This window comes from Belnapia rosea (assembly GCF_900101615.1).
GTDB classification, from domain to species: domain Bacteria; phylum Pseudomonadota; class Alphaproteobacteria; order Acetobacterales; family Acetobacteraceae; genus Belnapia; species Belnapia rosea.
The window spans coordinates 186,584-209,599 of record NZ_FMZX01000006.1 but is presented as its reverse complement, the minus strand read 5'-3'; the positions used below and the strand labels follow the sequence as shown (position 1 = coordinate 209,599).

At 67.9% G+C, this 23,016-nt stretch carries 21 protein-coding genes and 1 pseudogene; 9 read left to right on the top strand and 13 right to left on the bottom strand.

Annotation, left to right across the window (positions count from 1 at the left end):
• Positions 1 to 974: 974 nt before the first annotated feature.
• Entirely contained in the window at positions 975 to 1,316 is a 342-nt protein-coding gene (locus tag BLR02_RS13890; protein WP_245704774.1) for an SOS response-associated peptidase family protein, read from the top strand.
• Positions 1,317 to 1,362: 46 nt separating this feature from the next.
• Entirely contained in the window at positions 1,363 to 2,472 is a 1,110-nt protein-coding gene (gene dinB / locus BLR02_RS13885; RefSeq protein ID WP_281201064.1) for a DNA polymerase IV, read from the top strand.
• A gap of 45 nt (positions 2,473 to 2,517) precedes the next feature.
• Here the strand turns inward: dinB and BLR02_RS13880 are convergent, their stop codons facing one another.
• From BLR02_RS13880 to BLR02_RS30865, 3 genes and pseudogenes are all read right to left on the bottom strand, one after another.
• On the bottom strand, positions 2,518 to 3,459 hold the full coding sequence (locus BLR02_RS13880; RefSeq protein WP_090663609.1) for an alpha/beta fold hydrolase: 942 nt from the start codon (positions 3,457 to 3,459) through the stop codon (positions 2,518 to 2,520).
• 157 nt (positions 3,460 to 3,616) lie between these two features.
• Positions 3,617 to 4,373, bottom strand: a pseudogene (locus tag BLR02_RS13875) (Bug family tripartite tricarboxylate transporter substrate binding protein).
• Positions 4,374 to 4,403: 30 nt separating this feature from the next.
• The gene (locus BLR02_RS30865; protein ID WP_281201062.1) at positions 4,404 to 4,538 is read right to left on the bottom strand and encodes a hypothetical protein; all 135 of its coding nucleotides are present in this window, start codon (positions 4,536 to 4,538) and stop codon (positions 4,404 to 4,406) included.
• 173 nt (positions 4,539 to 4,711) lie between these two features.
• Between BLR02_RS30865 and BLR02_RS13870 the strand changes: the two genes are divergently transcribed.
• Genes BLR02_RS13870 through arsB form a run of 3 tightly spaced genes read left to right on the top strand, consistent with a single transcriptional unit; the run spans position 4,712 to position 6,584 of the window.
• Positions 4,712 to 5,047: an ArsR/SmtB family transcription factor gene (locus BLR02_RS13870; RefSeq protein WP_408735518.1), complete on the top strand. Its 336-nt coding sequence runs from the start codon at positions 4,712 to 4,714 to the stop codon at positions 5,045 to 5,047.
• Positions 5,048 to 5,058: 11 nt separating this feature from the next.
• Positions 5,059 to 5,487, top strand: a complete 429-nt coding sequence (gene arsC / locus BLR02_RS13865) for an arsenate reductase (glutaredoxin) (protein WP_090663607.1) — start codon at positions 5,059 to 5,061, stop codon at positions 5,485 to 5,487.
• Between the two features lie 11 nt (positions 5,488 to 5,498).
• Positions 5,499 to 6,584, top strand: a complete 1,086-nt coding sequence (arsB, locus tag BLR02_RS13860) for an ACR3 family arsenite efflux transporter (RefSeq protein WP_456303765.1) — start codon at positions 5,499 to 5,501, stop codon at positions 6,582 to 6,584.
• A gap of 377 nt (positions 6,585 to 6,961) precedes the next feature.
• On the opposite strand, the gene BLR02_RS13855 is transcribed toward arsB, so the two are convergent.
• From BLR02_RS13855 to bdcA, 5 genes are all read right to left on the bottom strand, one after another.
• Positions 6,962 to 7,372, bottom strand: coding sequence for a CopD family protein (locus BLR02_RS13855; RefSeq protein ID WP_090663606.1), 411 nt, complete (start codon positions 7,370 to 7,372; stop codon positions 6,962 to 6,964).
• Positions 7,372 to 7,722 (bottom strand): DUF3817 domain-containing protein, encoded by a 351-nt coding sequence (locus BLR02_RS13850; protein ID WP_245704773.1) that lies wholly within the window; start codon positions 7,720 to 7,722, stop codon positions 7,372 to 7,374. Before BLR02_RS13850 ends, BLR02_RS13855 begins: the two co-directional genes overlap by 1 nt.
• A gap of 124 nt (positions 7,723 to 7,846) precedes the next feature.
• Positions 7,847 to 8,446, bottom strand: a complete 600-nt coding sequence (locus tag BLR02_RS13845) for a TetR/AcrR family transcriptional regulator (protein WP_090663605.1) — start codon at positions 8,444 to 8,446, stop codon at positions 7,847 to 7,849.
• 79 nt (positions 8,447 to 8,525) lie between these two features.
• Positions 8,526 to 9,902 carry a carbohydrate porin gene (locus BLR02_RS13840; protein ID WP_090565686.1) on the bottom strand — a complete coding sequence of 459 codons (1,377 nt, stop codon included), beginning with the start codon at positions 9,900 to 9,902 and terminating at the stop codon, positions 8,526 to 8,528.
• Between the two features lie 353 nt (positions 9,903 to 10,255).
• Positions 10,256 to 10,969, bottom strand: coding sequence for an SDR family oxidoreductase (gene bdcA / locus BLR02_RS13835; RefSeq protein WP_090663629.1), 714 nt, complete (start codon positions 10,967 to 10,969; stop codon positions 10,256 to 10,258).
• A 75-nt stretch (positions 10,970 to 11,044) separates the two neighbouring features.
• Between bdcA and BLR02_RS13830 the strand changes: the two genes are divergently transcribed.
• The 4 genes from BLR02_RS13830 to BLR02_RS13815 all read left to right on the top strand — a co-directional run bounded on the left by BLR02_RS13830 (position 11,045) and on the right by BLR02_RS13815 (position 15,826).
• Positions 11,045 to 11,650, top strand: a complete 606-nt coding sequence (locus BLR02_RS13830) for a TetR/AcrR family transcriptional regulator (RefSeq protein ID WP_090663604.1) — start codon at positions 11,045 to 11,047, stop codon at positions 11,648 to 11,650.
• A gap of 560 nt (positions 11,651 to 12,210) precedes the next feature.
• A complete protein-coding gene (locus BLR02_RS13825) occupies positions 12,211 to 12,879 on the top strand; it encodes an HAD family hydrolase (RefSeq protein ID WP_090663603.1) in 669 nt (222 codons plus the stop codon).
• Between the two features lie 2 nt (positions 12,880 to 12,881).
• Positions 12,882 to 14,498: an alpha-amylase family glycosyl hydrolase gene (locus BLR02_RS13820; RefSeq protein WP_090663602.1), complete on the top strand. Its 1,617-nt coding sequence runs from the start codon at positions 12,882 to 12,884 to the stop codon at positions 14,496 to 14,498.
• A gap of 59 nt (positions 14,499 to 14,557) precedes the next feature.
• Complete coding sequence (locus BLR02_RS13815) at positions 14,558 to 15,826, top strand: amidase (protein WP_245704775.1); 1,269 nt, start codon at positions 14,558 to 14,560, stop codon at positions 15,824 to 15,826.
• A gap of 122 nt (positions 15,827 to 15,948) precedes the next feature.
• Here the strand turns inward: BLR02_RS13815 and BLR02_RS13810 are convergent, their stop codons facing one another.
• From BLR02_RS13810 to BLR02_RS13790, 5 genes are all read right to left on the bottom strand, one after another.
• Positions 15,949 to 16,755 (bottom strand): enoyl-CoA hydratase/isomerase family protein, encoded by an 807-nt coding sequence (locus BLR02_RS13810; protein ID WP_090565739.1) that lies wholly within the window; start codon positions 16,753 to 16,755, stop codon positions 15,949 to 15,951.
• 2 nt (positions 16,756 to 16,757) lie between these two features.
• Positions 16,758 to 18,707 carry an AMP-binding protein gene (locus tag BLR02_RS13805; RefSeq protein ID WP_090663600.1) on the bottom strand — a complete coding sequence of 650 codons (1,950 nt, stop codon included), beginning with the start codon at positions 18,705 to 18,707 and terminating at the stop codon, positions 16,758 to 16,760.
• Positions 18,708 to 18,739: 32 nt separating this feature from the next.
• A complete protein-coding gene (locus BLR02_RS13800; RefSeq protein WP_090663599.1) occupies positions 18,740 to 19,525 on the bottom strand; it encodes a short-chain dehydrogenase/reductase in 786 nt (261 codons plus the stop codon).
• Positions 19,525 to 20,739, bottom strand: a complete 1,215-nt coding sequence (locus BLR02_RS13795; protein WP_176849562.1) for an ABC transporter substrate-binding protein — start codon at positions 20,737 to 20,739, stop codon at positions 19,525 to 19,527. Before BLR02_RS13795 ends, BLR02_RS13800 begins: the two co-directional genes overlap by 1 nt.
• A 64-nt stretch (positions 20,740 to 20,803) precedes the next feature.
• Positions 20,804 to 22,759: an AMP-binding protein gene (locus BLR02_RS13790; protein WP_090663597.1), complete on the bottom strand. Its 1,956-nt coding sequence runs from the start codon at positions 22,757 to 22,759 to the stop codon at positions 20,804 to 20,806.
• Positions 22,760 to 23,016: the final 257 nt, after the last annotated feature.

The window sequence follows — 23,016 nt, the reverse complement described above, 5'->3', positions numbered from 1 at the left end:
TCCTTGAAAGCCTCAAGACCTTCCAAGGTGGCGCGGCCAGAGACCAGATCGGAGCCAGATCGGTTAGTCAGACAGTCCGGTCACAGACCCTAGCTGCCAAGGTCGGGGCCGGGAGCGTTACCGCGAACGAAACAACGGATGCTGCAGCCGGCCTCGCCGGACCGGTGCTGCGTTACTCTGCCAAGGGGGCAACGGCGCGGTGTCTGGTGCCGTCCGAATTCGAAGGAATGCCTGCGACCTATGCCGCGGGGCGAATCAGCGCCTTGTGCCTCCTCTCCGGCCTCGACACGGACGGATGCCCTATCCGCATCACCGCCAGTGGGGCAGACCCTTCCGCTATCCATGTGCGGGGCCGCTCTACGCGCCTGGGCGAAGATAGCGTGGTCGCACAATTAGCTGAGGCAAGTAGGAGTACACGGGCCATGAAGACGCTTAATCAATGAGGAAAATCTTGGCGGTTCCAATTCTCTTGCTTGGCCTGCTGTTAAGCGTATTGGGAATTATCTTCGATCGAATAGGTGGAGCGTTCGTGGGCCTCTCCATCATCATTGCTGGGGGAGGCGCAACCGACGCCAACCGCATACTCAAGCCCAAACACAGGGACTTGAAATTGAACTCATAGCAACAACGCACATCTCATGCGCCTCCACGAATATCCCTGCCGGAACTCGGTCCTGACTCAGCGGTGTTTGGCTCGGCCAGCAGCGGCCGAAAGAACAGAGTGGTTGTGCCGCTGGTTCGTGGCTGAAGTAGTTACAACGGCCTGCGCGCAACGCAGTCAGGCGAGCCGCTGTCTCGGCAGGCAAAAGGATGGTGTTCATGACCGTCGAGGATGAGCATGGCATCGGCGAGCTGGTGATCTACACCGATATCGCAGCCCGGGATTCTGTGGCGCCGGGGGCTGGGTCGAGCGGCAGGTGGAGCTTGCCGAGGTGCCAATCATCCATCTTGTCCTCCGCCAGGAGGGCAATTGGGTGAGCCGGGTGCTGGGTCCCGCCGATAAGGTTCGCCCTGGGCGAGACCATCCGCTCGCGGTGGCTGCCGGTATCTGGACGCGCTGGACCTTTATCCGGAAGATCAAGGATGGCGAAGCCACCGCCGGCCTGTTCGCCTTCCTGACCGCCGAGCCGAATCCCAGGGTCGGTGTCGTGCATCCCAAGGCCATGCCGGTTATCCTGACCATGCTGGAGGAGATCGAGCCGTGGCTGAGGGCGCCAGCGAAGGACGCCCTCGAGCTGCAGCGGCCCCTGCCTGACGGCTCGTTGATCGTCGTGCCCTGCGGCGAGAGGCAGGACGGAGCGCCCGCCGCGACCTGATGGTGTGACCTTGTCCGACGCCAGCCACGACGCCAGCCAGGGGAAGATCGATCAGGCAGGACGCAACGGTGCGGCGGCCGAGGTCGTCCGGCCGCGCAAGATCATTCACATCGACATGGACGCCTTCTACGCCTCGGTCGAGCAGCGGGACAATCCGGCACTGCGTAGCCTGCCGGTTGCCGTTGGTGGCTCGCGGGAGCGCGGCGTGGTAGCTGCCGCGAGCTATGAGGCCCGCAAATTCGGCGTGCATTCAGCCATGCCATCGGTGACCGCCCGCCGGAAGTGCCCGGAGCTGATCTTCGTGCCGCCACGCTTCGACGTCTATAAAGCGGTGTCCTTGCAGATCCGCGGCATCTTCGCCGAATACACGCCCATGATCGAGCCGCTCTCGCTGGACGAGGCCTATCTCGATGTCACCGAGAATTTGCCGGGCATCGCCACGGCAACCGAGATCGCCCAGCGCATCCGTGCCCGGATCAGGCAGGAGACGGCGCTGACCGCATCGGCCGGCGTGTCCTACAACAAATTTCTGGCCAAGCTGGCTTCCGATCACCGCAAGCCTGACGGCTTGTTCGTCATCACGCCTCGGATGGGCCCTGCCTATGTCGAGGATCTGCCGGTCAGCAAGTTCCATGGGGTCGGCCCGGCGACTGCCGCCAGGATGAACCAGCTTGGGATCCAGACCGGGCTCGACCTTCGGGCGCACAGCCTGGCCTTCCTGCAGCAGCATTTCGGCAAGGCTGGCGCCTATTATTACTGGATTGCCCGCGCCATCGACGATCGCCCGGTCCGGCCGGACCGGATCCGCAAATCGGTTGGCGCCGAGAACACCTTCAGTGCTGACCTGTTCACCTTGGGGGAGGCCCATGGAGCGCTGCAGCCGATTTTCCAGAAGGTCTGGTGCTACTGCGACAGCACCGGGATCCGTGGTCGCACCGTAACGCTCAAGGTCAAGTACGCTGACTTCAGCCAGGCCACGCGCAGCCGGACTGCGGCTGCACCCATCTCGAGCCAGCACGAACTTGAGCGGGTGGGCCTCGCGCTGCTGGAGCCGCTCTTTCCGGTGCCGAAGGGCATCCGGCTCCTGGGCATTACGCTCTCGACGCTCAACGACCAGCCAAGGCAGACAGCGGCGCAACTGCGATTGTCGGTGTAGCGCGCTGCATAGCCGCGCTGGTTTTGGCGCGGTGCCCGGCAAGCGTCAGCCGTCTGCTTCGGCCTCGAGGAACGCCCGCAGCGCCCGCGCCGAGACCTCCGGCGCCTCCTCCATCGGTACATGGCCGATCCCGGGCAGGATCACCCTGCGCACATCGGGCAACGCACGCTCGTAGTCGGCGGCATGGGAGGCGGGCACCGCGCCGTCCCGCTCGCCCCACAGCAGCAGCACCGGTACGCGGATCGTTGCCAGGATCGGCTCGGGCGGCACAAGGCGCGTCTGCAACACGCGGTCGAGGATGGCGCGCCGCACACCAGGGGCGAGCAACATGGCATGGTAGCGGTCCACTACCGCATCCGTGAGCACGCCGGGGACGGCGTAGGCGTTCTGCATCGTCCTGCGCAGAAGCGGCTTCGGCGCGCTGTAGGGCAATAGCCGCATCAGCCAGGGCAGCCGCTCCGGCGCGCGGCCGTACTCGCGGCCCAGGCTCGCAAAACCGTCCGGTGCCATCAGCACAAGCTTCGAGACGCGCGTCGGCTCGGCCGCGGCGAAGCGCCAGGCAATCCGGCCGCCCATGGAGGAGCCGACCACCGCTGCCTTCCCGATCCCGAGCCGGTCCATCAGCGCTGCAAGCACGGCGACGCTTCGCTCGTCGGAGTAGTCGCCAGTCGGGTCCGGCCCGGTCAGGCCGAAGCCGGGCAGGTCGAGCGAGACGACGCGGAAGCGGCTCTCCAGCAGCGGCATCCACGCCTCCCAGGTGTGCAGGGAGGAGCCGAAGCCATGGATCAGCAGCACTGCCGGACCATCGCGCGGTCCGGTGTCGCGGATATGGAGCCGCACTCCTGCTGCCTCCACGAACTGTGAGGGTGGCGGCGCCCAGCGGCGTTCCAGCGCGGCTCGGGGCAGGTCGGGGTTGTAGAGCCAGCTCCCGCCGCCCACCAGCAGGATGCCCAGCACCACGGCGATGAGGGTCACAATGCGTCCCATTCAACTCCTCTTCGCCGCGATCAGCAGCTTTCCACACTGCATATGCGGAAGGCGGCGCGTTTGTCACCGGGCGCATTGACGCGTGGCGTCACTCCAAAGGAAAGCGCGACACCGCGCAAATTGAGATCGTCCTCACCGACAAAAGTCGGACCTCATGTCACGTCGTGTCCATCACGAGCCCTTCGCGACGAATGACCTCCCGCCACTTCGCTATCTCGACCGCGATGAAGTCGCCGAATCCTTCGACGGTCGTGACATGGGCTTCGGACCCTGTTTGGGTCAATTGCGCAACTGTACCCGGACGCGTCAGCGCTCGTCGTGCTTCCCTATTCAGGGCTGCAATCGCCTCCGCGGGTGCCGCCGCTTGTACGAAAAGCCCGACCCAGGTGCTGACGCCATAGCCGGCCAGTTCGGGCGCCAGTTCCTGCAGCGCCGGAAGCTCGGGCAGCAGGGGGCTGCGATGAGCGGAGGTGACGCCGAGCGCGCGCAGGCGGCCCGCTTGCACATGCTGGCTCGCGGCGATCAGGTTCTCGAACATGAACTGGACATTGCCCGCGAGCAGTTCGGTCAGGGCCGGGGCCGAGCCGCGGAAGGGCACATGCGTTGCTTCGGCTCCGAGACTGACCGATGCCAGAGGAGCCATAGTTCAGCTGACGTGGCCGCGCCCGGAGAAGCGTGACCAGCTCCCGCAAGCTTGTCGCCGGCACCGAGGGGTGCATGACCAGGATATTGGGGTCGCGAATGAGGCCGGACACCGGAGCGAAGGCCGCCGGCGTATAGGGCAGGTTGCGGAACAGCGTGTAAGCCGTCGCCTGCGGACCGATATTGCCGACCAGCAGGGTATGCCCATCCGCGGTCGTGCGGAGGAACTCGTTGGTACCGCTCAGCCCGCCGCCGCCCGCGCGGTTGTCCACCACCACCGGTTGTCCCCAACTTGTCTGGAGCTACGCGGCGAGGATGCGCGCGGCGATGTCGGTGATGCCGCCCGGCGGTGCCGGGACGATGATGCGGAGCGGCCGCGACGGTCGCCAGGCGCTTGCCAGCGCCGCCGGCGGTGCCGCACGGACGCCTGCCAGCATGGCAGGCAGCAGGCCGGCGGGAGATTGAGACCATGGCTGCTTCCTCCCATTCGCGGCGCTCTCCGGCGCCGCTCAATTGATCCGCCTTTTGAGGATCATGGAAATGGGCTCTTGCTTTGCGTCGTCATGTCCACGATAAACGACATATGGACCTGAGCGCTGCTGTAGAAGCCATGAATGCCCTTGGGCAGGAGACGCGCCTGCGTGCGTTCCGCCTGCTCGTGGAGGCTGGCGAGGAGGGGGTGTCGGCTGGCGAGATCGCCCGCCGGCTGGAAGTGCCGCACAACACCATGTCCACGCATCTGGCGCAGCTGACGCGCGCCGGCCTGATCCGCTCGCGGCGCGAAAGTCGCTCCATCATCTACATGGCGGATCTCGCCGGCACCCGCGCGCTGCTGGCCTTCCTGGTCCAGGATTGCTGCCATGGCCAGCCGGAGGCCTGCGCACCGCTGCTCGATGCGGTGCTGCCACTCGCGGCTTGCTGCCCGGCACCGCAGCGGCCGGCGTAAGGGAGGCTCCGATGACGGCGACTGTCACGATCTACCACAACCCGGACTGCGGTACCTCGCGCAACGTCCTCGGCCTCATCCGCAATGCCGGCATCGAGCCACTGATTGTCGAGTATCTGAAGACACCGCCGAGCCGTGACGAGCTGGCCGACCTGATCCGCCGCGCCGGCCTCAACCCGCGTGACGCGCTTCGGCAGAAAGGCACACCCTACGAAGCGCTGGGCCTGGGCGATCCGTCGCTCACCGATGACCAGTTGCTTGACGCCATGATGGCGCATCCTATCCTCATCAACCGTCCCCTGGTGGTCACCGACCAGGGCGTGAAGCTCTGCCGCCCCTCGGAAACGGTGCTCGATCTCCTCATCTTGCCGCAGCGAGGCGCCTTCACCAAGGAGGACAGCGAGCGTGTGGCGGATGGGCAGGGCCGCCGGCTGCGCTGAAGGAAGCCGATATGTCTGATACAGCAATCTCCGCCGGCACTGCGGCAACGCCGCCTGCCATGGGCAGCTTTGAGCGCTTCCTGACGCTGTGGGTCGCCCTTTGCATCATCGCCGGCATCCTGCTCGGCCAGCTCGCCCCCGACGTCTTCCGTGCCATCGGTGAGGCGACGGTGGCCGAGGTCAATCTGCCGGTCGCGGTGCTGATCTGGCTGATGATCGTCCCGATGCTGCTGAAAATCGATCTGGGCGCCCTGCGCCAGGTCGGCAGCCACTGGCGCGGCATCGCGGCGACGGTCGGCATCAACTGGCTGGTGAAGCCTTTCTCGATGGCGCTGCTCGGCTGGCTTTTCATCGGCTGGCTGTTCCGGCCCTACCTGCCGGCCGATCAGGTGGATAGCTACATCGCCGGCCTGATCCTGCTGGCGGCAGCACCCTGTACGGCCATGGTCTTTGTCTGGTCGAACCTGGTGGACGGCGAGCCGCACTTCACCCTGAGCCAGGTGGCACTCAACGACCTGATCATGGTGGTGGCCTTCGCGCCCATCGTCGGGTTGCTGCTCGGCCTGTCCGCCATCGCCGTGCCGTGGGACACGCTGGTTCTCTCGGTGGTGCTCTACATCGCCGTGCCGGTGATGGTGGCACAGCTCTGGCGCCGCGCGCTGCTGAGCGCTGGCGGGCCGGCCGCGCTGTCGCGCACCCTGGGCCGCCTGGCACCCGTCTCGCTGTCGGCGCTGCTCCTTACCCTGGTGCTGCTGTTCGGCCTGCAGGGCGAGCAGATCGTCCGCCAGCCGGCAGTGATTGCCCTTCTGGCGGTGCCGATCCTGATCCAGGTCTATTTCAACGCGGGGCTGGCCTACTGGCTGAACCGCAAGCTCGGCGTCGAGTGGTGCGTGGCCGGCCCCTCGGCGCTGATCGGCGCCTCCAACTTCTTCGAGTTGGCGGTCGCCGCCGCCATTGCCCTGTTCGGCTTCCAGTCCGGAGCGGCACTCGCCACGGTGGTCGGCGTCCTGGTCGAGGTGCCGGTGATGCTGTCGGTCGTGCGTATCGTGCGGCGTAGCCGGGGCTGGTACGAGGCCGGTGCGGCGGCTCAGAGGTAGCAGCTGGCTGTTCCTTGAGCCCGGCTTCACTCCGCCTCTGCCGTGAGCCATGCTGCGTAGCGTCGCCGGTGCCGGCGCTGCACATGGTACGGTTCTGGTCCTCATCCGTCCTTGACCACTGGCGGCTGGACGTCAGCCTGCGGCGGCCCGCTGTCCGTGACCCTCATGCGGCTTCGATGCCGGTTCTTGGCGGGAGAGCGGGCATCTCCAAATGCCAGTGAGGGCTGGTGACTTCGCGCCCATTGTTGGCGAGTGAAGTCGCTGTCTGCTCTACCGAGGGCGGACCTGATCCTGGACGGCTCTCCTGGTCGAGTTTGGCAAAAGGCGAACATCCTTGCCCCGTCAGCATCCGGCAGCGCCGTGGGCCGCAGCCGCTCTCAGAACGGCTTGGCGACGGCCAGCAACGCGACGGCGACGAATGACAGAACCACCGCCACCGGAGCCCAGCCAAGGCTGCGCGGTGGCCTTCCTGCCTCAAATGCCAGCCGACGAAGTGCGCCGGCTTGTATCCCGTGCAGGCCGGTGAGCGAGATGACCAGCAGCAGCTTGGCGGACAGCCAGCCTGCCCCGAACCAGCCGCCTTCCAGCACCGCAGCGATGCCAAGAGCCCACATGGCCAGCAGTGCCGGAGCGGTGATGCGCTGGTCCCACCGGCGCAGCCGGGCGAGGACGCCGGGGCTCACGCTGTCCTGCAGCGCAGCCGCGAGCGCGAGTGACTGCGCGAGAAGCCCACTGGTGAAAAGCAGCACTGCCGCGACGTGCAGCGCCTTCAGCCAGAGCAGGTCCATCACGCCTGGACCCGGCTGGCCGCCACCAGCGTCGCTTCCTTCCGCTGCAGCAGCCCTGCGCTGAGGAGGGCGCCAAAGGGCACGAAGGCAGCGACCACCAGACGCAGGATCTCCCCCCGGCGCCAGGAACCGCCCGACACGGTTGCGAGAAGCATCCATGCATAAGCCACGAAGGCGAGGCCGTGTACCGGCCCTATGACCTTCGTTGCCGCAGGCAGGCCGAACAGGTGCTTTGCCGGCACCGCGACGAGGACGAGGACGACCAGCGTCACCCCTTCCACTAGCGCCGCCAAGCGCAGCCGCCGAAGCTGTGCCAGCTCCGCGGCCCTGATCCCCTCGCTACGGCTCACGCGCTGATCACCGCTCGCCCCAGGGTGGCCTGCGTGCCGGGCCGATGCAGGGCCGTGGCTGTTTGCGATTGCTGGCAGGATGGGCTTCGGATCCCGAGCGGCATGGCGGATGTTCCAGTCCTGGCTAGCTCGGCAGCGCCGCGCCGGCGCGGCGGAGCAGGGCATCAAAGGCGTGGCGTGCCCGCGTCTCGGCGGCAGGATCACGCAGGAAGCGGGCAGAGGCATGATGGCTGAGGTAAATGCCGCAGAGGTCCCAGACGAACTGATCCACATCTGTCTCTGGGCGCAGATGTCCCAACGCGGCGGCAGAGGCCGTAAGGGAACGGAGAAGCGCGCGCCATTCCTGCTCCAATGCGGCGACGTGGTCGCGCACCTCGCCCTCGCGGTCGTCCAGCTCAAACAGGGCCGCCGCGACGGGACATCCACCGGGCAGGCCAGCGCGCGAGGCCCAGCCGAGCCAACGCTCCACCAGCACGCGGAGCCGAGGCAAGCCTGCCGGCGCTTCCATCGCGGGTTCGACGACATGTGTGTGCGCCAGCCGCGCCGCTTCGTCGAGCAATGCTAACTCAAGCTGCTCCTTGGAGCGGAAATGGGCGAAAAGGCCGCTTTTGGACAGTCTGGCTGCCTCAGCCAGCCGGCCCAGGGTCACGCCCGACAGGCCATAGACGCTCAGCACGTTAAGGCCGTGGTGGAGGAGCGAAACCCGGGTTGCCTGCGACTTCATAGCCCATAATACGACCGGTCGTGCTATTTTCCAAGCGCCGGCCTGTTGCGGGTCCCGTGGACCTGTGCCGAAGCCTCCCTCAGAACTGCAGGTAGCTGCGGAAGCCGAGCACCAGGGCCTCGCGGCGCGCATCACCGCCAGGGCGCCAGACATGGGTGAGCGCTGGTTGAAGGCTGAACCCCGGCCGAACCTCGGCCACATAGGTCACCTCCAGGTTCATCTCGAACTCGCGCACTGCCGCTCCGGCGCCGGCCAGGCGGTCACGGTCAAAGCCGCGCACCGCGTCGGAGAAGCGGGCATAGATCAGGCTGAAGCCAAAGCGGTCCCGCGGCCGCGTCGCGACGAGACCGGAGAATACCACGCCGCCGTCGAGGTACAGGCTGATCGTGCTGCGGTCGGACGGGGCAACCGAGGCGCGCCCGAACGCTGTCACGCCGCTTTCTTCGTCGCCGCCGCGCTTGCGGTAGAGCTGGTGTTCGCCCACCGCGTATAGTCCCCAGCTGCCGCGCAGACGCCGCGGTGCGCCCGATCCCGCCGGGTCAGCCAGCAGCCCGCCATCCTCGGCGAGCCGCCGGTGGTCGAACTGGCCCAGATGCGTCCATCCACCAACCTTGATCGTGCGGGCGAGCCCTGTGTCTCCGGGCGCCTGGTTGGCGCTGAGCTGAAGCTCGGCCAACACCAAAGCGGGGTCGCGCACCCGGAAGGCGAGGCCGTGCCGGTTCCGTCGTTGCTCGTCACCCGGCCCAGGTCCGGCGGGGTTCCCGTTATAGACACCGAGCTGCAGCGTCACGCCCGGCTCGGGGTCGAGGGCAAGGAGGGCGCCTGGCGTGGACAGCGGGTAGGCAGGGCCGCCGCTCGGCAGGTTGAGCGCGGCGATGGTGGGCCAGTCGGTCTGCAGGAAGATGTCGGCCGCTTGCGCGAAGAAGAAGTCCGCGTCTGCCGCGAGCTGCCCGGCCCTGAACCGCGCAAGGCCGCCGAGCAGCTGTTGCTCGAGCCAAAGCTCGGAGAGGCGGACCGTCGGCGCGGCCTCGATCGCGGCGATCGTGTTGACGCCGCCTACAAGGTCTCGGCGGATGCGTCCGGTGTTATGGATCAGAAACAGGTTCGTGTAGAGGCGCAGCCCGTGCAGGCCTGCAAGCTGCCCGAGGTCGACGGACAGGCTGGGCTCGAGCAGGCCCTGATTGATCACCTCGCGCTGGGACCCGCCGGAGGTGCTGGCCAGGACGTCGTTGCGATACCAGAGATTGTAGTAGATGCCCCGCGCTGCCAGCCAGCGGCGATGACCGAACAGGTCACCATTGCCTGGGAGAGCGGTGGCGATGGACCGCTCCGGCAGGCCGTCGGGGCGGTACTCCGGCTCTTCGGTCCGCCTGCGGACCTCGTCGGCACGAGCACCGGCAGCGACCGCGGCGAGAAGGACGAGGCCAAGCCATGCGTGGAGGAGCAGCGCTGCCAACGGGGCCTTCCAGGCCGGAAGTGAAGAAGCCTGCGACGGCTATCCTGCGGCCGTTCCGAGCGTCAAGTGACAGGACTGGGGCATGCGTGGACGGCAGTGATGCCCTGTCCGCGCTCAGGTGTTGGATGCTGGCGTCCACGGACGGCAGGCCTCGTGCAGTCGACTTCGCCCGCGCCGATGATGCCGATCATTGTCATGGGTGGCGGCACCTTTGGGTCTGCATGACTGACGGAGATGATGGTTTGCCGTTGGTTCGGCTGTCCGACGGCGATACGAGGTCTTGAAGCGGTGAACTGGGCCACCGGAAACCGGCCGGGGCCGCCGGTGCCCCGGCCGCCCCGTATCCTAATGGATCAGGCACCGAAGCCGCCGTCGATCGTGTGCATCGCCCCGGTCACGAAGCCTGCCTCCGGCCCGGCCAGCCAGGCTACCATTCCCGCCACGTCCTCCGGCCGCCCATGACGTTTGATGGCCATGACGGCGTGCTGGATATCCTTCATCGGCCCGTCCGCCGGGTTCAGGTCCGTGTCGATGGGCCCGGGCTGTACGACGTTCACAGTGATCCCGCGCGGCCCGAAATCTCGCGCCAGCCCCCGTGCCATACCCTGCAGCGCCGACTTGCTCATCGCGTAGGCCGCCAAGCCCGGGAAGGGGATCCTGTCCCCGTTGACCGAGCCGATCACGATGATCCGCCCGCCCTCCGGCATCCGCCGCGCCGCCTCCACCGCAGCGTGGTAGGGCGCGTTCACGTTGATGCGGATCAGCCGGTCCACTGCGTCCGGGTCCTGCTCCAGCGGATCGCCGAAGGCGCCAACCCCCGCATTCACCACCAGTACGTCCAGCGGCCCGCTCTCCCGCACCCGCGCGATCACCGCATCCCGATCCGCACTGTCTGTCACCACCGCCGTGGTGCCCGTCTCCGCCGCCAGCCGCTCCGCCGCCTCCTTCGAGCCGGCATAGGTGAAGGTTACCGCCGCGCCGTCGCCTGCGAAGCGCCGCACGATCGCCGCCCCGATCCCCCGGCTGCCGCCGAGCACGAGAACGGACTTACCCTGAAAACTGGCCATCAGGCCCTCCTTGAGGATCAACCTAGTGACCGCTACATAAATCATCCGACAGCCTCGTCAAGGCGTTCTGTATCAATGACTACAAAATCCTCTCGCCCCCGTGGCCGCCCGCGCCGCTTCGACCCCGACCAAGCGGTCGCCACCGCCCAACGCCTCTTCCACGCCCGTGGCTACGACGCCGTCAGCGTCGCTGACCTCACCGAAGCACTGGGCATCAACCCGCCCAGCTTCTACGCCGCCTTCGGCAGCAAGGCCGGCCTCTACGCCCGCATCCTCGGCCGCTACACGGCTGCTGAGGGCGTTCCCCTGGCTGAAATCCTGCGCCCTGGGCGCCCCGTTGCCGAAGCCCTCACCGAGATGCTTGAGGAGGCCGCGCGCCGCTACGCCGCCAACCCTGCGGCCGCCGACCCTGCTGCGGCCGGCTGCCTCACCATCGAGGGCGCCCGCTGCAACGACCCCGAGGCACGCAAGGCTGCCCGCGCCCTTACCGCCGCCGCCGAGGACACCATCCGCCGCTTCGTCGCCGCGACCCATCCTGAGGCGGCCGGGCGCTTGGCCGACTATGTCGTGACAATCATGACTGGCCTTTCCACCATGGCCCGCGAGGGCCACGGCCTGGACCGCCTCCTCGCCACAGCCCGCCTCGCCAGCTTGGCCCTCGCGCACGGGCTCCGAGCCTGAGCACCTCACTGGCGGATCGTCTGGAAAGGTCAATCAGGCGGCAATACGGAGGAGCATGACGCGCCACATTGCCGTATGGATCATGACTTGGCCTGTTCGGGGCCGGCGTTCGCCATCGTGGGCGAACCTGCGTGAGCGCGACAACCATGCTGCGTCTCTTTCCGCAACCCAGTCCCGCAGGATGACCTGAAAGCCTTTGGCCTTTTCTTCCAGGCCGTATCGCCAGGGATCGCTATCACGATGCTTTGGCGCCGCGACGCACCAGTCTCGCACCAGTGGGCGAAGGTGCCGGACCGGGCACCATCTGCTCCGACCGACTCTAGATGGGGGGCATCGTCTGGCTCGGTTGGACATGATCGCCCCTTGGCTCCGTATGCGAGAGCGCATCAGCCCAGCGGGTGAGGGCAGGTAGTTCCTGCTGCGGGAAGTTCTCGTGCAGGGCATGGAGGCCGATATGCGGAGGGGAGCCATGGTCGCCTCCTTGCGGCATGTCCCACAGGCCGGGAACTTGCGACGCGCGTTCCGGTTGCCGAAGAGCATGCGACGGAAAAGGAAACGCGATGGTCAAGGCAGTCATCTTCGATGTGGACGGAACGCTGATCGACACGAATGATCTGCATGTCGCCTCCTGGGTCGAAACCTTCCGGCGCTTCGGCCATGAGGTTGCGCAGGACGCAGTGCGCGGCCAGATCGGCAAGGGCAGCGACCAGCTCATGCCAGTCTTCCTGCCGCCTGAGTTGGTCGAGCGGCGTGGCGAGGAAATCGCTGCCGCCCGCACCGCGCTGTTCCTTCAGGACTATGTCGGCCAGGCGCGCGCCTTCCCCGGCGTGCGGCCTCTGTTCGAGCGCCTGCACAGGGCCGGCCAGCGCATCATCCTCGCCACCTCCGCCAAGGGCAAGGAACTCGAGCGGTATCGGGAAATCCTCGGGGTTGATGACTTGATCGACGATGCCGTCACCTCGGATGACGCGGAGCATTCCAAGCCGTCTCCGGACATCTTCCAGGCGGCGTTGAGTCGGCTCGCACCGCTGACAGCCGCGGAGGCGAGCGTCGTCGGCGACACTCCCTACGACGCGCAGGCGGCTGGCAAGGCTGGGCTCAGCACGATTGGGCTGCTCTGCGGCGGCTTTTCGGCGGCCACATTGCGGGAGGCCGGCTGCGTTGCCCTTTACCGAGATCCGGCGGAGCTGCTGGCGCAGCTCGACCACTCGCCGCTGGCCGCGCGCTGACCATGGCCGGCAAGAACTTCGCCTGGTGGCAAAGCGGAGTGATCTATCAAATCTATCCGCGGTCTTTCCAGGATTCGAATGGCGACGGCGTGGGAGATCTGCCCGGTATCCTGACGCGGCTCGACTACCTGGTGGCTCTCGGCGTGGACGCGATCTGGATCTCGCCGGTCATGCCCTCGCCAATGGCAGATTTCGGCTATGATGTCGCAGACTACACAGGCATCGACCCGGTCTTCGGCACGCTCGGCGATTTCGACCGCCTTGTCGCGGCGGCGCATGAGCGCGGCCTGTACGTCATCCTCGACTATGTGCCGAACCATAGCTCGGACCGGCATCCCTGGTTCCTCGAAAGCCGGGCGTCCCGTAGCAATCCGAAGCGCGACTGGTACATCTGGTGCGATCCGGCGCCGGATGGCGGTCCGCCCAACAACTGGCTGAGCGAATTCGGCGGCCCTGCCTGGACCTTGGACGCAGTGACCGGCCAGTACTGGTACCATGCCTATTTGCCGGAACAGCCGGACCTGAATTGGCGCAACCCACAGGTACGGGACGCCATGCTGGCGGTGCTTCGGTTCTGGCTGGACCGCGGCGTCGATGGCTTCCGCGTCGATGCCATCCATCACCTGTTCGAGGATGGGCGGCTGCGCGACAACCCACCCAACCCCGACTGGAAGCCCGGCATGTCACCGGCACGCCGGGTGATCCGCGCCCATACCATGGACCAGCCGGAGGTGCAGGAGGCGGTCGCCGCCATGCGCCGCGTAGCCGATGCCTACCCCGGCAAGCGCCTGCTCATTGGCGAAGCCTATCTGCCGATCGACCGGCTGATGGCCTATTACGGCCCCGGGCTCTCGGGCTTCCAGCTGCCCTTCAACTTCCACCTTCTCTCGACACCCTGGGAAGCAGGCGCGATCGCTGCTCTTGTCGCGCGCTATGAGGCGGCGCTGCCTCCTGGCGCCTGGCCGAATTGGGTGCTTGGCAACCACGACCGCTCGCGCCTCGCCAGCCGGCTGGGCCCAGCGCAGGCGCGCGTCGCCGCCATGCTGCTGATGACCCTCCGCGGCACACCGACGATCTACCAGGGCGAAGAGATCGGGATGACCGACGTGCCGATTCCGCCAGGGCGTGTGCAGGATCCTTGGGAACGGCGGGTGCCGGGATTGGGCCTTGGGCGTGACCCGGTGCGGACGCCTATGCAATGGGAGGCGGGCGCCGGCGCCGGCTTCACCACCGCCGCCGAACCCTGGCTGCCTTTGGCCGATGACTGGACCTCGTTGAATGTCGCGGCACAGGAACGGGATGCGTCCTCCATGCTCTCGCTCTATCGGGCGCTCCTCACCTTGCGCCGCGCCGAACCCGCGCTGTCGGCTGGCGCCTATGGTTCCGTCGTGGTTGGTGCGCCGGATGTGCTGGCTTACGATCGCTGGGATGAGGCCACTGGCCGAAGGTTGCGCATTGCCTTGAACCTGGGCGATGGCCCGCAGATGCTGGCGGGCTTCGCACCAGGGGCCAGGGTGCTGCTTTCCAGCCACCTCGACGAAAGAAGCGGCCCGATCCAAGGCGCAATGCGGCTTCGGCCGGCTGAAGGCGTCGTGTTGGAACTGCCAGCCGGCGCCTGAGCGGCGTCTCCATCGGCACGAACGCCTTCTCCAAGCTGAAGGGATCCGGCTTGGATGCCGTGCCACGCTTCCAGGACGGCACGGACACGCCGCGCGCCTATCTGGAGCGCTGCCTGGAGGTGATCGCGGCGCGCGAGCCGGTGGTGCGCGCCTGGGTGACGCTGAACGAGGCTGGCGCGCGCGAGGCTGCCGATGCGGCAACGGCTCGGTACAAGGCCGGGCGCGTGCTCTCGACCATCGACGGCATGCCCATCGGCATCAAGGACATCCTGCAGACGAAGGACATGCCGACCGAGCAGGGTACGCCCCTGTTCAAGGGCGTGCAGACGAAGACGGACAGCGCGAGCGTCCTGGCCCTGCGCCAGGCCGGCGCTGTCATCCTCGGCAAGACCGTGACGACGGAGTTGGGCATGTCCCATTCCGGCGCCACCACCAACCCTTTCAACCCCGACCACACGCCCGGCGGTTCCTCCTCCGGCTCTGCCGCCGTGATCGGGGCAGGGATGGTGCCGGCGGCGCTAGGCACGCAGGTGGTGGGCTCCATCATCCGCCCAGCGGGATTCTGCGCGAACACCGCCATCAAGCCAAGCTTCGGTGCCATCATCCACCGGGGCGAGCGGCTGGCCTTCAGCCAGAGCCATATCGGCGTGCATGCGGGCGACCTGACGGATATGTGGCGCGTCCTCTACGAGATGGGTGTGCGCTCCGGCGGCGACCCGGGGCAGCCCGGCCTCTACGGCGAAGCCGCCCTCCGGCCCGCGGCAAAGCCGAGCCGGCTGATCGTGATGGAGAGCGAGGGCTGGGCGATGACGGATGCGGCCACCGCCGGCGCCTTCGAGCAGATCCTTGGCCAGCTGCGTGACGCGGGCGTGACGATCCTGCGTCGTGGCGACAACCCGCTGATCGAGAACTTCGAGCACGCTATTGGGGAAAGCCTGGCGATTTGCCGCGACGTCTGCGGCTACGAGCTGCGCTGGACGCTGGAGAACCTGGTCGAGCGTTTCACGACCGGGCTCAGCAACAGCATGATGTCTCGCCTCGACCTTGCCCACAGCATGACGATCGAGGATTACCGCCTGGTGCTGATGCAGCGCGAGGCAGCGCGGCGCGCCTTCGAGGCGATCGGATATCTGGCCGATGGGCTGATCAGCCTCTTTTCCATCGGCCCGGCGCCGCTGATGGAGAACAAGGCCAAGGACTCCGGCGTGACCCACACGACGGGCTTGCCCGCCTATAACGCCGCCACCTCGGTCCTCGGTTCCGCCGCCATCACTCTGCCGCTCCTCTCCGTGAGCGGCATGCCCGTGGGCGTGCAGGTGATCGGCTAGTACCGGCGTCGCTGTTGCCTGGGCTGCTGATGCCACTACGCTCGCCCCAAACGAGGCTTATCAACCCAACCTGACACCAATCAGGCATCCTTGCAGAGCCCTGACCAGGCAGGTTTCGGTGGTCAGACTTCAGACCCTGTCGGAAAGCTTGGCTTTCGCTTTTCGAGATGCGAAGATAGGCCTTCTTTGACCTCTGGCCCACTGAAGCCCATGAACTCCATGGCCAGGGAGGCATCGAAGCTCGGGCCTGCCATGCGCAACCAGTTGTTCAGGGCGTATTTGGTCCACCGTATCGCTCCCTGCGCACCCTCCGCCAGGCGCGACGCAACCTCCACCGCCTTGCCATCGAGCTCGGGATCCTCCACGGCCAGGGAGATCAGGCCGATGCGCTCCGCCTCCTCTCCCTGAAGGAGGTCGCAGGTCAGCAGGTAGTACTTCGCCTTGGCCATGCCGCAGAGCAGCGGCCAGATGATCGCGGCGTGGTCGCCCGCCGCGACGCCGAGCCGCGTGTGCCCGTCGGTGATCCGGCAATCCTTCGTCGCGATCGAGACATCGGCCAGGATGCCGCAGACGAGCCCTGCGCCGACCGCCACGCCGCGCATGGCGCTGACCACGGGCTTGCGGCAGTTGATCAGGTTGTAGACGATGTCGCGCGCTTCCCGCCAGACGCGGGTCCGCGTCTCGAAATCTTCGGATATGGCCCGCACCATCTCGAAATCGCCGCCGGCGGAGAAGGTCTTGCCCGCCCCGGTGAGGATGGCGCAGCTCACGCTGTCATCGGCGTCGATGTCGCGCCAGATCCGCACCAGCTCGCCATGCATGACGGCGTCGGCCGTGTTCATGCGGCCATTGTCCATCGTGATGCGCAGCACGCGCGGATGCGGCCGGTCGAAGCGCAGCCGCTGGTAATTCTCGTAGGTCACGGTCATCGTCATTCCTCCGTTCCTGCCGCGGCATGGCGCGCCAGCTCCTCGACCGTCTCCGGGTTCACCAGGCTGGACAGGTCGCCCGGCGGCTGGCCCGCCAATGTCGCACGCACCACGCGTCGCAGTACCTTCATGGAGCGAGTGCGCGGTAGTTCTCGCATGAACACAATGCGTTTCGGCCGGAAGGCCCGGCCCAGCGCGGCCGATGCGGCCTCGGCCAGGAGCCGTGCCTGCGCCGCATCCCCGGCCTGGCCCGGCGCCGGCACGACCACGCAGGTCACGGCATTCCCGGTGACCGCATCGGGCAGGGCCACCGCCGCCACCTCCGTCACCGTGCCGGTGGCCAGCAGCGCCTCCTCGATCTCGGTGGGGCCGATGCGCTTGCCTGCGACCTTCAGCGTGTCGTCGGACCTGCCATGCAGGAACCAGAAGCCGTCCGCATCGCGCGATGCGAGGTCGCCCTGCGCCCACAGGCCCGGGATCTGCGACCAGTAGCTGTCGTGGAAACGGTCCTGATCGCGCCACAGGCCTCGCGTGGTGCCGATGCAGGCCTCCCGCATCACCAGCTCGCCGATCTCGCCGGGCGGCAGGCTCCGGCCGTCGGGCCCCACGATGTCACCACCCGTGCCCGGCACGGGGCCGTTGAAGCTGGCCGGCCGCTGCGGGAACAGGATGTTGGAGGCGACGATCGCGCACATCTCGGTTCCACCCGAGAAATTCAGGATCGGCGCCCGGCCGCCGCCGACGCGCTCCATCACCCAGCGCCAGGTATCCTTGTCCCAGGCCTCGCCGCTCGAGGGGAAGGCCCGAAGGGAGGACAGGTCATGACGCGCCAGCAGCGCATCGGCATCCCGCCGCAGCATGCGCGCCAGGGTCGGCGCCGTGCCGAAATGGGTGACGCGGTGCCTGTCGATCAGTCGCCATAGCCGATCGGGCGCGGGATAGGTCGGGTTGCCCTCGGCGATCACCAGCGTGGCGCCGGCCAGCAGGCTGCCGAGGATGGTGACCGTGCCGCCGAACCAGCCGAAATCCGTCGGCCAGAGCAGCCGGTCGCCCGCCTTGAGGTCCAGCGTCAGCCGTGCGTCCTGCCCGATCTTGATGCCGAGCCCGCCATGGGTGTGGACCGTGCCTTTTGGCAGGCCCGTCGTGCCGGAGGTGTACATCAGCAGCACCGGATGCTCTGCCGGCAGCTCCAGCGGCGGTACCGTTTCTTCCAATGCCAGATCATGCCACCAGTGGTCGCGCGGCTCCCGCATCGCTACCTCGGCGCCGTGATGCCGCAGCACGATGACGTGCCGCACCGCCTCCTCGCCCTGGAGCGCCGCGTCGATCACCGGCTTCATGGCCACCCACTCGCCACGCCGCTGCGTGCCGTCCACGGTGATTACGGCGCGGGCCCCGCCGAGGCGCAGGCGCTGTGCCACGGCCTCGGGGCCGAAGCCGGAGAAGAGCGGCAGCGCGATGCAACCGAGCCGGGCGCAGGCCAGGAAGGCGGCGGCGGTCTCCGGCAGCATCGGCAGGTAGATGCCGATCACATCGCCAGGGCCGAGGCCGAGGCGCCGCAGCCCTGCCGCGAGGCGCGAGGTGTCGCGGTCCAACTCGGCGTAGCTGCGCGTCTGCTCGTGACCGGCCTCGGCCTGCCAGATCACGGCCGGGCGGCCTGGGTCCCTCTCCAGGGTCGCGGTCACGGCGCTGTCGTAGAGATTGGCCGTGCCGTCCAGGAACCAGCGGGGATGCGCGATGCCGTCGGCCAAATCGAGCATGCGACCGGGCGGGCGGCGGAACCGGAATTCCAGCCAGCCGGCCAACGCCCGCCAGTACCACTCCGGGTCGGCCGAGCTGCGGGCAAGGAGGGCCGCGTAGTCCGGGAGCCCGCAATGGGCGATGAAGCCGGTCCAGTTGGCGTCCCGGCATGTCGCCTCGGAGGGGATCCAGGCAATTCCCGTCTCATCCATGGGCGTTACCTCCTGCTCCAGCACAAGGCACGTCAGAAGGCCTTCCTGCGGCTTGCCATGCCGCCATCGACGGTGACAACGGTACCACTGGTGTAGCCGGACAGGTCGCTGGCCAGGAAGGCGACGAGGGCCGCGACCTCCTCCACCCGGCCGGCGCGGCCGAAGGGCATGTCGGCCATGGTCTCGCGCCAGCGGCCGGGGTCGCCCAGCGTCTCCCCGGCGCGTCGCCGCAGCAGGGCCTCCAGGCGGTCCGTGAGGATCGGGCCGGGATTGATGCCGACCACCCGCAGCCCGTCCGCGGGCGCCCTGCCGCCGAGCGCGCGAGTGAAGGCCATGAGCGAGGCATTGCCGGCACTGCCCGCGATGTAGTCGGCATCGGGACTCTCGCCGGCGGCCCCGATGACGTTGACGATCACGCCACCCGTCCCGCGGTCGCGCATCGACGCGTAGAAGCGGCGGCACATATGGATGTAGCCGAACACCTTCAGGTCCCAGGCCGCGCGCCAGCGGGCCTCGTCGATCTCGTCGAGCGAGCCGCCGGGGATCGCGCCTGCGTTGTTGACGAGGATGTCGGTGTCCGGGAACTCGGCGGCCAGCGCGTCGATGCTGCGGCTGTCGCTGAGGTCGAGCGCCCGGGTGCTTACCGCGATATTGCCGGTGCCGCGCAGACGCGCAGCGGCGGCGGCGAGGTCGCCGGCGCTGCGGGCGACCAGGACGATGTCGCAGCCCTCCGCGGCGAGGGTCTCCGCGCAGGCGAGGCCGATGCCCTTGGAGGCACCGGTGACGAGGGCACGGCGGCCGCGCAGCCCGAGTTCCATCAGAACGGCTTCCTGCACTGGCTCTGTTCGAGGGTACGGAAGGCCTCCGCGCCGGGCACGACGCCCAGGATCTCGTAGTAGTCCCAGGGATGGCGCTGCTCCGCGGGGGTCTTGATACGGGCGGTCAGCATGTCGTGGACCATGCGGCCATTGGGCAGCAGGCGGGCATTGCGGGCGAAGACGTCCTCGAACGGATGGTCCCGGAGATGGGCGCGTACATCCTCCGCCTTGGTGCTGCCGGTCGCCTTCACCGCGTTCAGGTACTGGAGAACGGCGGAGTAGACGCCGGCCTGGAACATGGTCGGCTGCTTCTGCCGCACCGCGAAGAACCGCCGCGCCCATGCGCGGGTCTGCTCGTCGCGGTCCCAGTAGAAGGCGGTGACGAAGTTGAGGCCCTGCAGCGCCTCCAGGCCGATGCCATGCACATCGGTGATCACGGTGAACATGGTGCCGATCTGCTGGCCGCGCTGGACCAGCCCGAACTCGCGCACCTGCTTGAGCGCATTGATCAGGTCCGAGCCACCGGCCGTGAACATGACGAATTTGGCGCGGCTGGCCTGCGCCTGCAGCAGGAAGGCGGAGAAATCCGTCGTGCCGAGCGGATGCGCGACCTGCCCGACGACCTTCCCCCCCGCGACCTGCAGCGTCTCCCGCGCCGTGGCGGCCAGCGCATGGCCGGAGGCATAGTCCTGGTGGATGATGAACCAGGTGTCGAGGCCGCGCTTCATCTGGAGCTGCACGCTGCTGCGCGCCACCGAGTAGATGTCCCAGGTCCAGGACAGGCCGTAGCCGTTGCAGTCCTCCTCCGTCAGCCGGTCGATGATGGCGGTGCTGAAGATGCAGAGCTTGCGTGACTGGCCGGCGACGGTGTTCACCGCCAGGGCGACCGAGCCGGTCGGACAGTCGAAGATCGCGTCGACGCCCTGGCTGTCATACCAGGATCGCGCGGTGTTGGAGCCGACATCCGGCTTGTTCTGATGATCGGCGGAGACGATCTGCACGCGGTCGCCAAGCCCGGAATCGACCGCCGCGAGCCGCGCCGCCTCGACCGATCCGATGCCCGCGTAGTCCGCATAGACCGAGCTCATATCGGTCAGGATGCCGAGCTTCACGGAAGGCGATTGGGCCCGCAGCACGGGCGGCGCCGCGAGGCCCGCCAGGGCCGTGCCAAGCACGGTACGGCGCGCCAGGGCGCCGGCTATCGGATGGGTCAAGGCATTCCTCCCGTTCTTCGTTCTGGATCGTGTCGTCCGTGGCGTGGCTGGCCGGCGCGGGACCTCAGCCGGTCTCCTGCGCGGCGGCGCGGATCCGCTCGATGGCGGGCGGGTTGTCGAGGGAGCCGAGATCCCCCGGGTTCTCGCCTGCATAGACCCGCCGGATGACGCGCCGCATGACCTTCTGGCTCCGCGTCTTGGGAAGGTCGCCGACGATGTGGACCCTGGCCGGCCTGAATGGCCGGCCCAGCCGGCTCTCCACCGCCGCCGCAGCCCTGGCGGCCAGAGCCGGGCCGGATGGCTGGCCCGGCGCGGGGACGATGAAGACCACCAGCTTCTGGCCCTTCGCCGCGTCCTCCACGCCGATGGCCGCGGCCTCGCTGACCTCCGGCAGTTCCAGCAGCACGTCCTCGACCTCGGCGGGGCCGAGCCGCTTGCCCGCCACCTTCAGCGTGTCGTCCGAACGCCCCAGCAGGAAGACCATGTCGTCGCTGGTCCGCATGGCGAGGTCGCCATGCATCCAGATCCCGGGCACCTGCGTCCAGTAGGTCTCCAGGTAGCGCTCGCGGTCCCGCCAGAAGGACTGCGTCATGCCGACGAAAGGCTGCAGAATCGCCAGCTCGCCCACCCGGTCGCGGACCGGCTGCCCCGCATCATCCACCACATCGACCTGCACGCCGGGCGAGATGCAGTTGAAGCCGGCCGGGACAATCGGGCGCAGCAGGACATTGGCGACGAGGGCGCCGGAAACCTCCGTGCCGCCGGAGTAGTTGATGACCGGGCAGGTCCCGCGGCCCATATGGCGCTGGTACCAGACCATGTGCTCGGGCGCGATCACCTCGCCCGCCGTGATCAGCAGCCGCACCGTGTCGAGCGGGGCCGCGGTCGCCAGCGCCGCATTCCCCGCGAGGCCGCGGATCAAGGTCGGTGACGCGCCGAGATGCGTCACCCGATGCGCCGCGACGAGGCGGGACAGGCGGGACCAGTCGGGGAAGTCGGGTGCCCCATCGTAGCAGACCAGGGTCGCGCCGCGCATGAGCGCCGCGGCGATCGTCAGCGGCCCCGCGACCCAACCCATATCGGCCGGCCAGAAGAACACGTCGCCGGCGCCGATATCGAGATGCACCGCGGCGTCATGCGCGATCTTGAGCGGGAAGCCGCCATGAGTATGGACCGCCCCCTTGGGCTTGCCGGTCGTGCCCGAGGTGTAGATGACCATCATGGGCTCGTCCGGCGCCATGCCGGCGGGCTCCTTGCCGGCCATCCCTTCATCCGCGGCGGCGTCGCCGACCTCGCCCCAGGCGACGGCCTGCGGCATGGCGCCAACCTCCTCCGGCGATCCCTTGAGGATCAGCAGCTCGAGGGTCGGCAGCTGGGATCGCGCCTCCCGCAGCAGGGGCTTCACATCGATCCTGCGCCCGCGGCGGTCGAAGCCGCTCGTAGCGATCAGCGCCCGCGCCTCGCAGGCCGACAGCCGGGAGACGATGGCATCGACGCCGAAGCCGCTGAACAGCGGCACCGCGACGGCGCCCAGCCAGGACAGGGCGAGCAGGGATACGACCGCCTCGGTGCCGCTCTCCATCAGCAGGCCGACACGGTCGCCGCGCCGCAGACCGCGCCGCGCCAGCCCGGCGGCGAAGCGGGCCACCTGCGCCCGCAGCTCAGCATAGGTGACCTGGCGTGTCCCGCCCGCCTCGTCCGTGGCGATGACGGCGGGCCTGCCTGCTCCATCCGCCATGCCATGGGCGAATATCGTGTCCAGCCAGTTCAGCTCGCCGCCCACGAACCAGCGGGGGAACTGGATCCCATCGGCCAAGTCGAGGAACACCGCGTAGTCCCGCCGCCACCGGATGCCAAGGGCGTCGATGGCGCCGCGCCAGTACCGGTCCGGGTGCCGGTTGGCGTGGTCCAGGAGTTCCTCGAGCGAGGTCAGCCCGAGGCTGGCGATGAGCCTCGCCAAATGGGAGCCGGAGGCCTCCCCTGGGCTGGGATGCCAGATGGGCGCGTGCTTCTGCTCCATCGCTCAGCGCCTCGCCATCGCCTGGGCATGGACAGGCCCCGGGCATGGGCCCGTCACCACGGTGTGGCCAGTGTCTCGCCGGTGGCTGCCGGCACGCAGGCGCTGGGACTGCAGGATGCGCAACTGGTTGTCCTCCCCGGCATCTTTCCGGCCGCCTGCGGTTGGGCTGGCCATCATTCAGAATATTGGATACCATTCTCCCCACTGGATGCAAGCCCACTGGCGGTCCGCCGTCACGGGTCCCCCCTTGCAGGGCT

Coding starts and splice junctions, on each gene's coding strand:
- BLR02_RS13820 (WP_090663602.1), top strand. CDS start 12,882: ATGGCCGGCAAGAACTTCGCCTGGTGGCAAAGCGGAGTGATCTATCAA.
- BLR02_RS13855 (WP_090663606.1), bottom strand. CDS start 7,372: ATGGACCTGCTCTGGCTGAAGGCGCTGCACGTCGCGGCAGTGCTGCTT.
- BLR02_RS13790 (WP_090663597.1), bottom strand. CDS start 22,759: ATGGAGCAGAAGCACGCGCCCATCTGGCATCCCAGCCCAGGGGAGGCC.
- arsC (WP_090663607.1), top strand. CDS start 5,059: ATGACGGCGACTGTCACGATCTACCACAACCCGGACTGCGGTACCTCG.
- BLR02_RS30865 (WP_281201062.1), bottom strand. CDS start 4,538: ATGCTGGCAGGCGTCCGTGCGGCACCGCCGGCGGCGCTGGCAAGCGCC.
- BLR02_RS13870 (WP_408735518.1), top strand. CDS start 4,712: ATGAATGCCCTTGGGCAGGAGACGCGCCTGCGTGCGTTCCGCCTGCTC.
- BLR02_RS13805 (WP_090663600.1), bottom strand. CDS start 18,707: ATGGATGAGACGGGAATTGCCTGGATCCCCTCCGAGGCGACATGCCGG.
- BLR02_RS13825 (WP_090663603.1), top strand. CDS start 12,211: ATGGTCAAGGCAGTCATCTTCGATGTGGACGGAACGCTGATCGACACG.
- BLR02_RS13800 (WP_090663599.1), bottom strand. CDS start 19,525: ATGGAACTCGGGCTGCGCGGCCGCCGTGCCCTCGTCACCGGTGCCTCC.
- BLR02_RS13845 (WP_090663605.1), bottom strand. CDS start 8,446: ATGAAGTCGCAGGCAACCCGGGTTTCGCTCCTCCACCACGGCCTTAAC.
- BLR02_RS13810 (WP_090565739.1), bottom strand. CDS start 16,755: ATGACCGTGACCTACGAGAATTACCAGCGGCTGCGCTTCGACCGGCCG.
- BLR02_RS13880 (WP_090663609.1), bottom strand. CDS start 3,459: ATGGGACGCATTGTGACCCTCATCGCCGTGGTGCTGGGCATCCTGCTG.
- bdcA (WP_090663629.1), bottom strand. CDS start 10,969: ATGGCCAGTTTTCAGGGTAAGTCCGTTCTCGTGCTCGGCGGCAGCCGG.
- BLR02_RS13830 (WP_090663604.1), top strand. CDS start 11,045: ATGACTACAAAATCCTCTCGCCCCCGTGGCCGCCCGCGCCGCTTCGAC.
- arsB (WP_456303765.1), top strand. CDS start 5,499: ATGTCTGATACAGCAATCTCCGCCGGCACTGCGGCAACGCCGCCTGCC.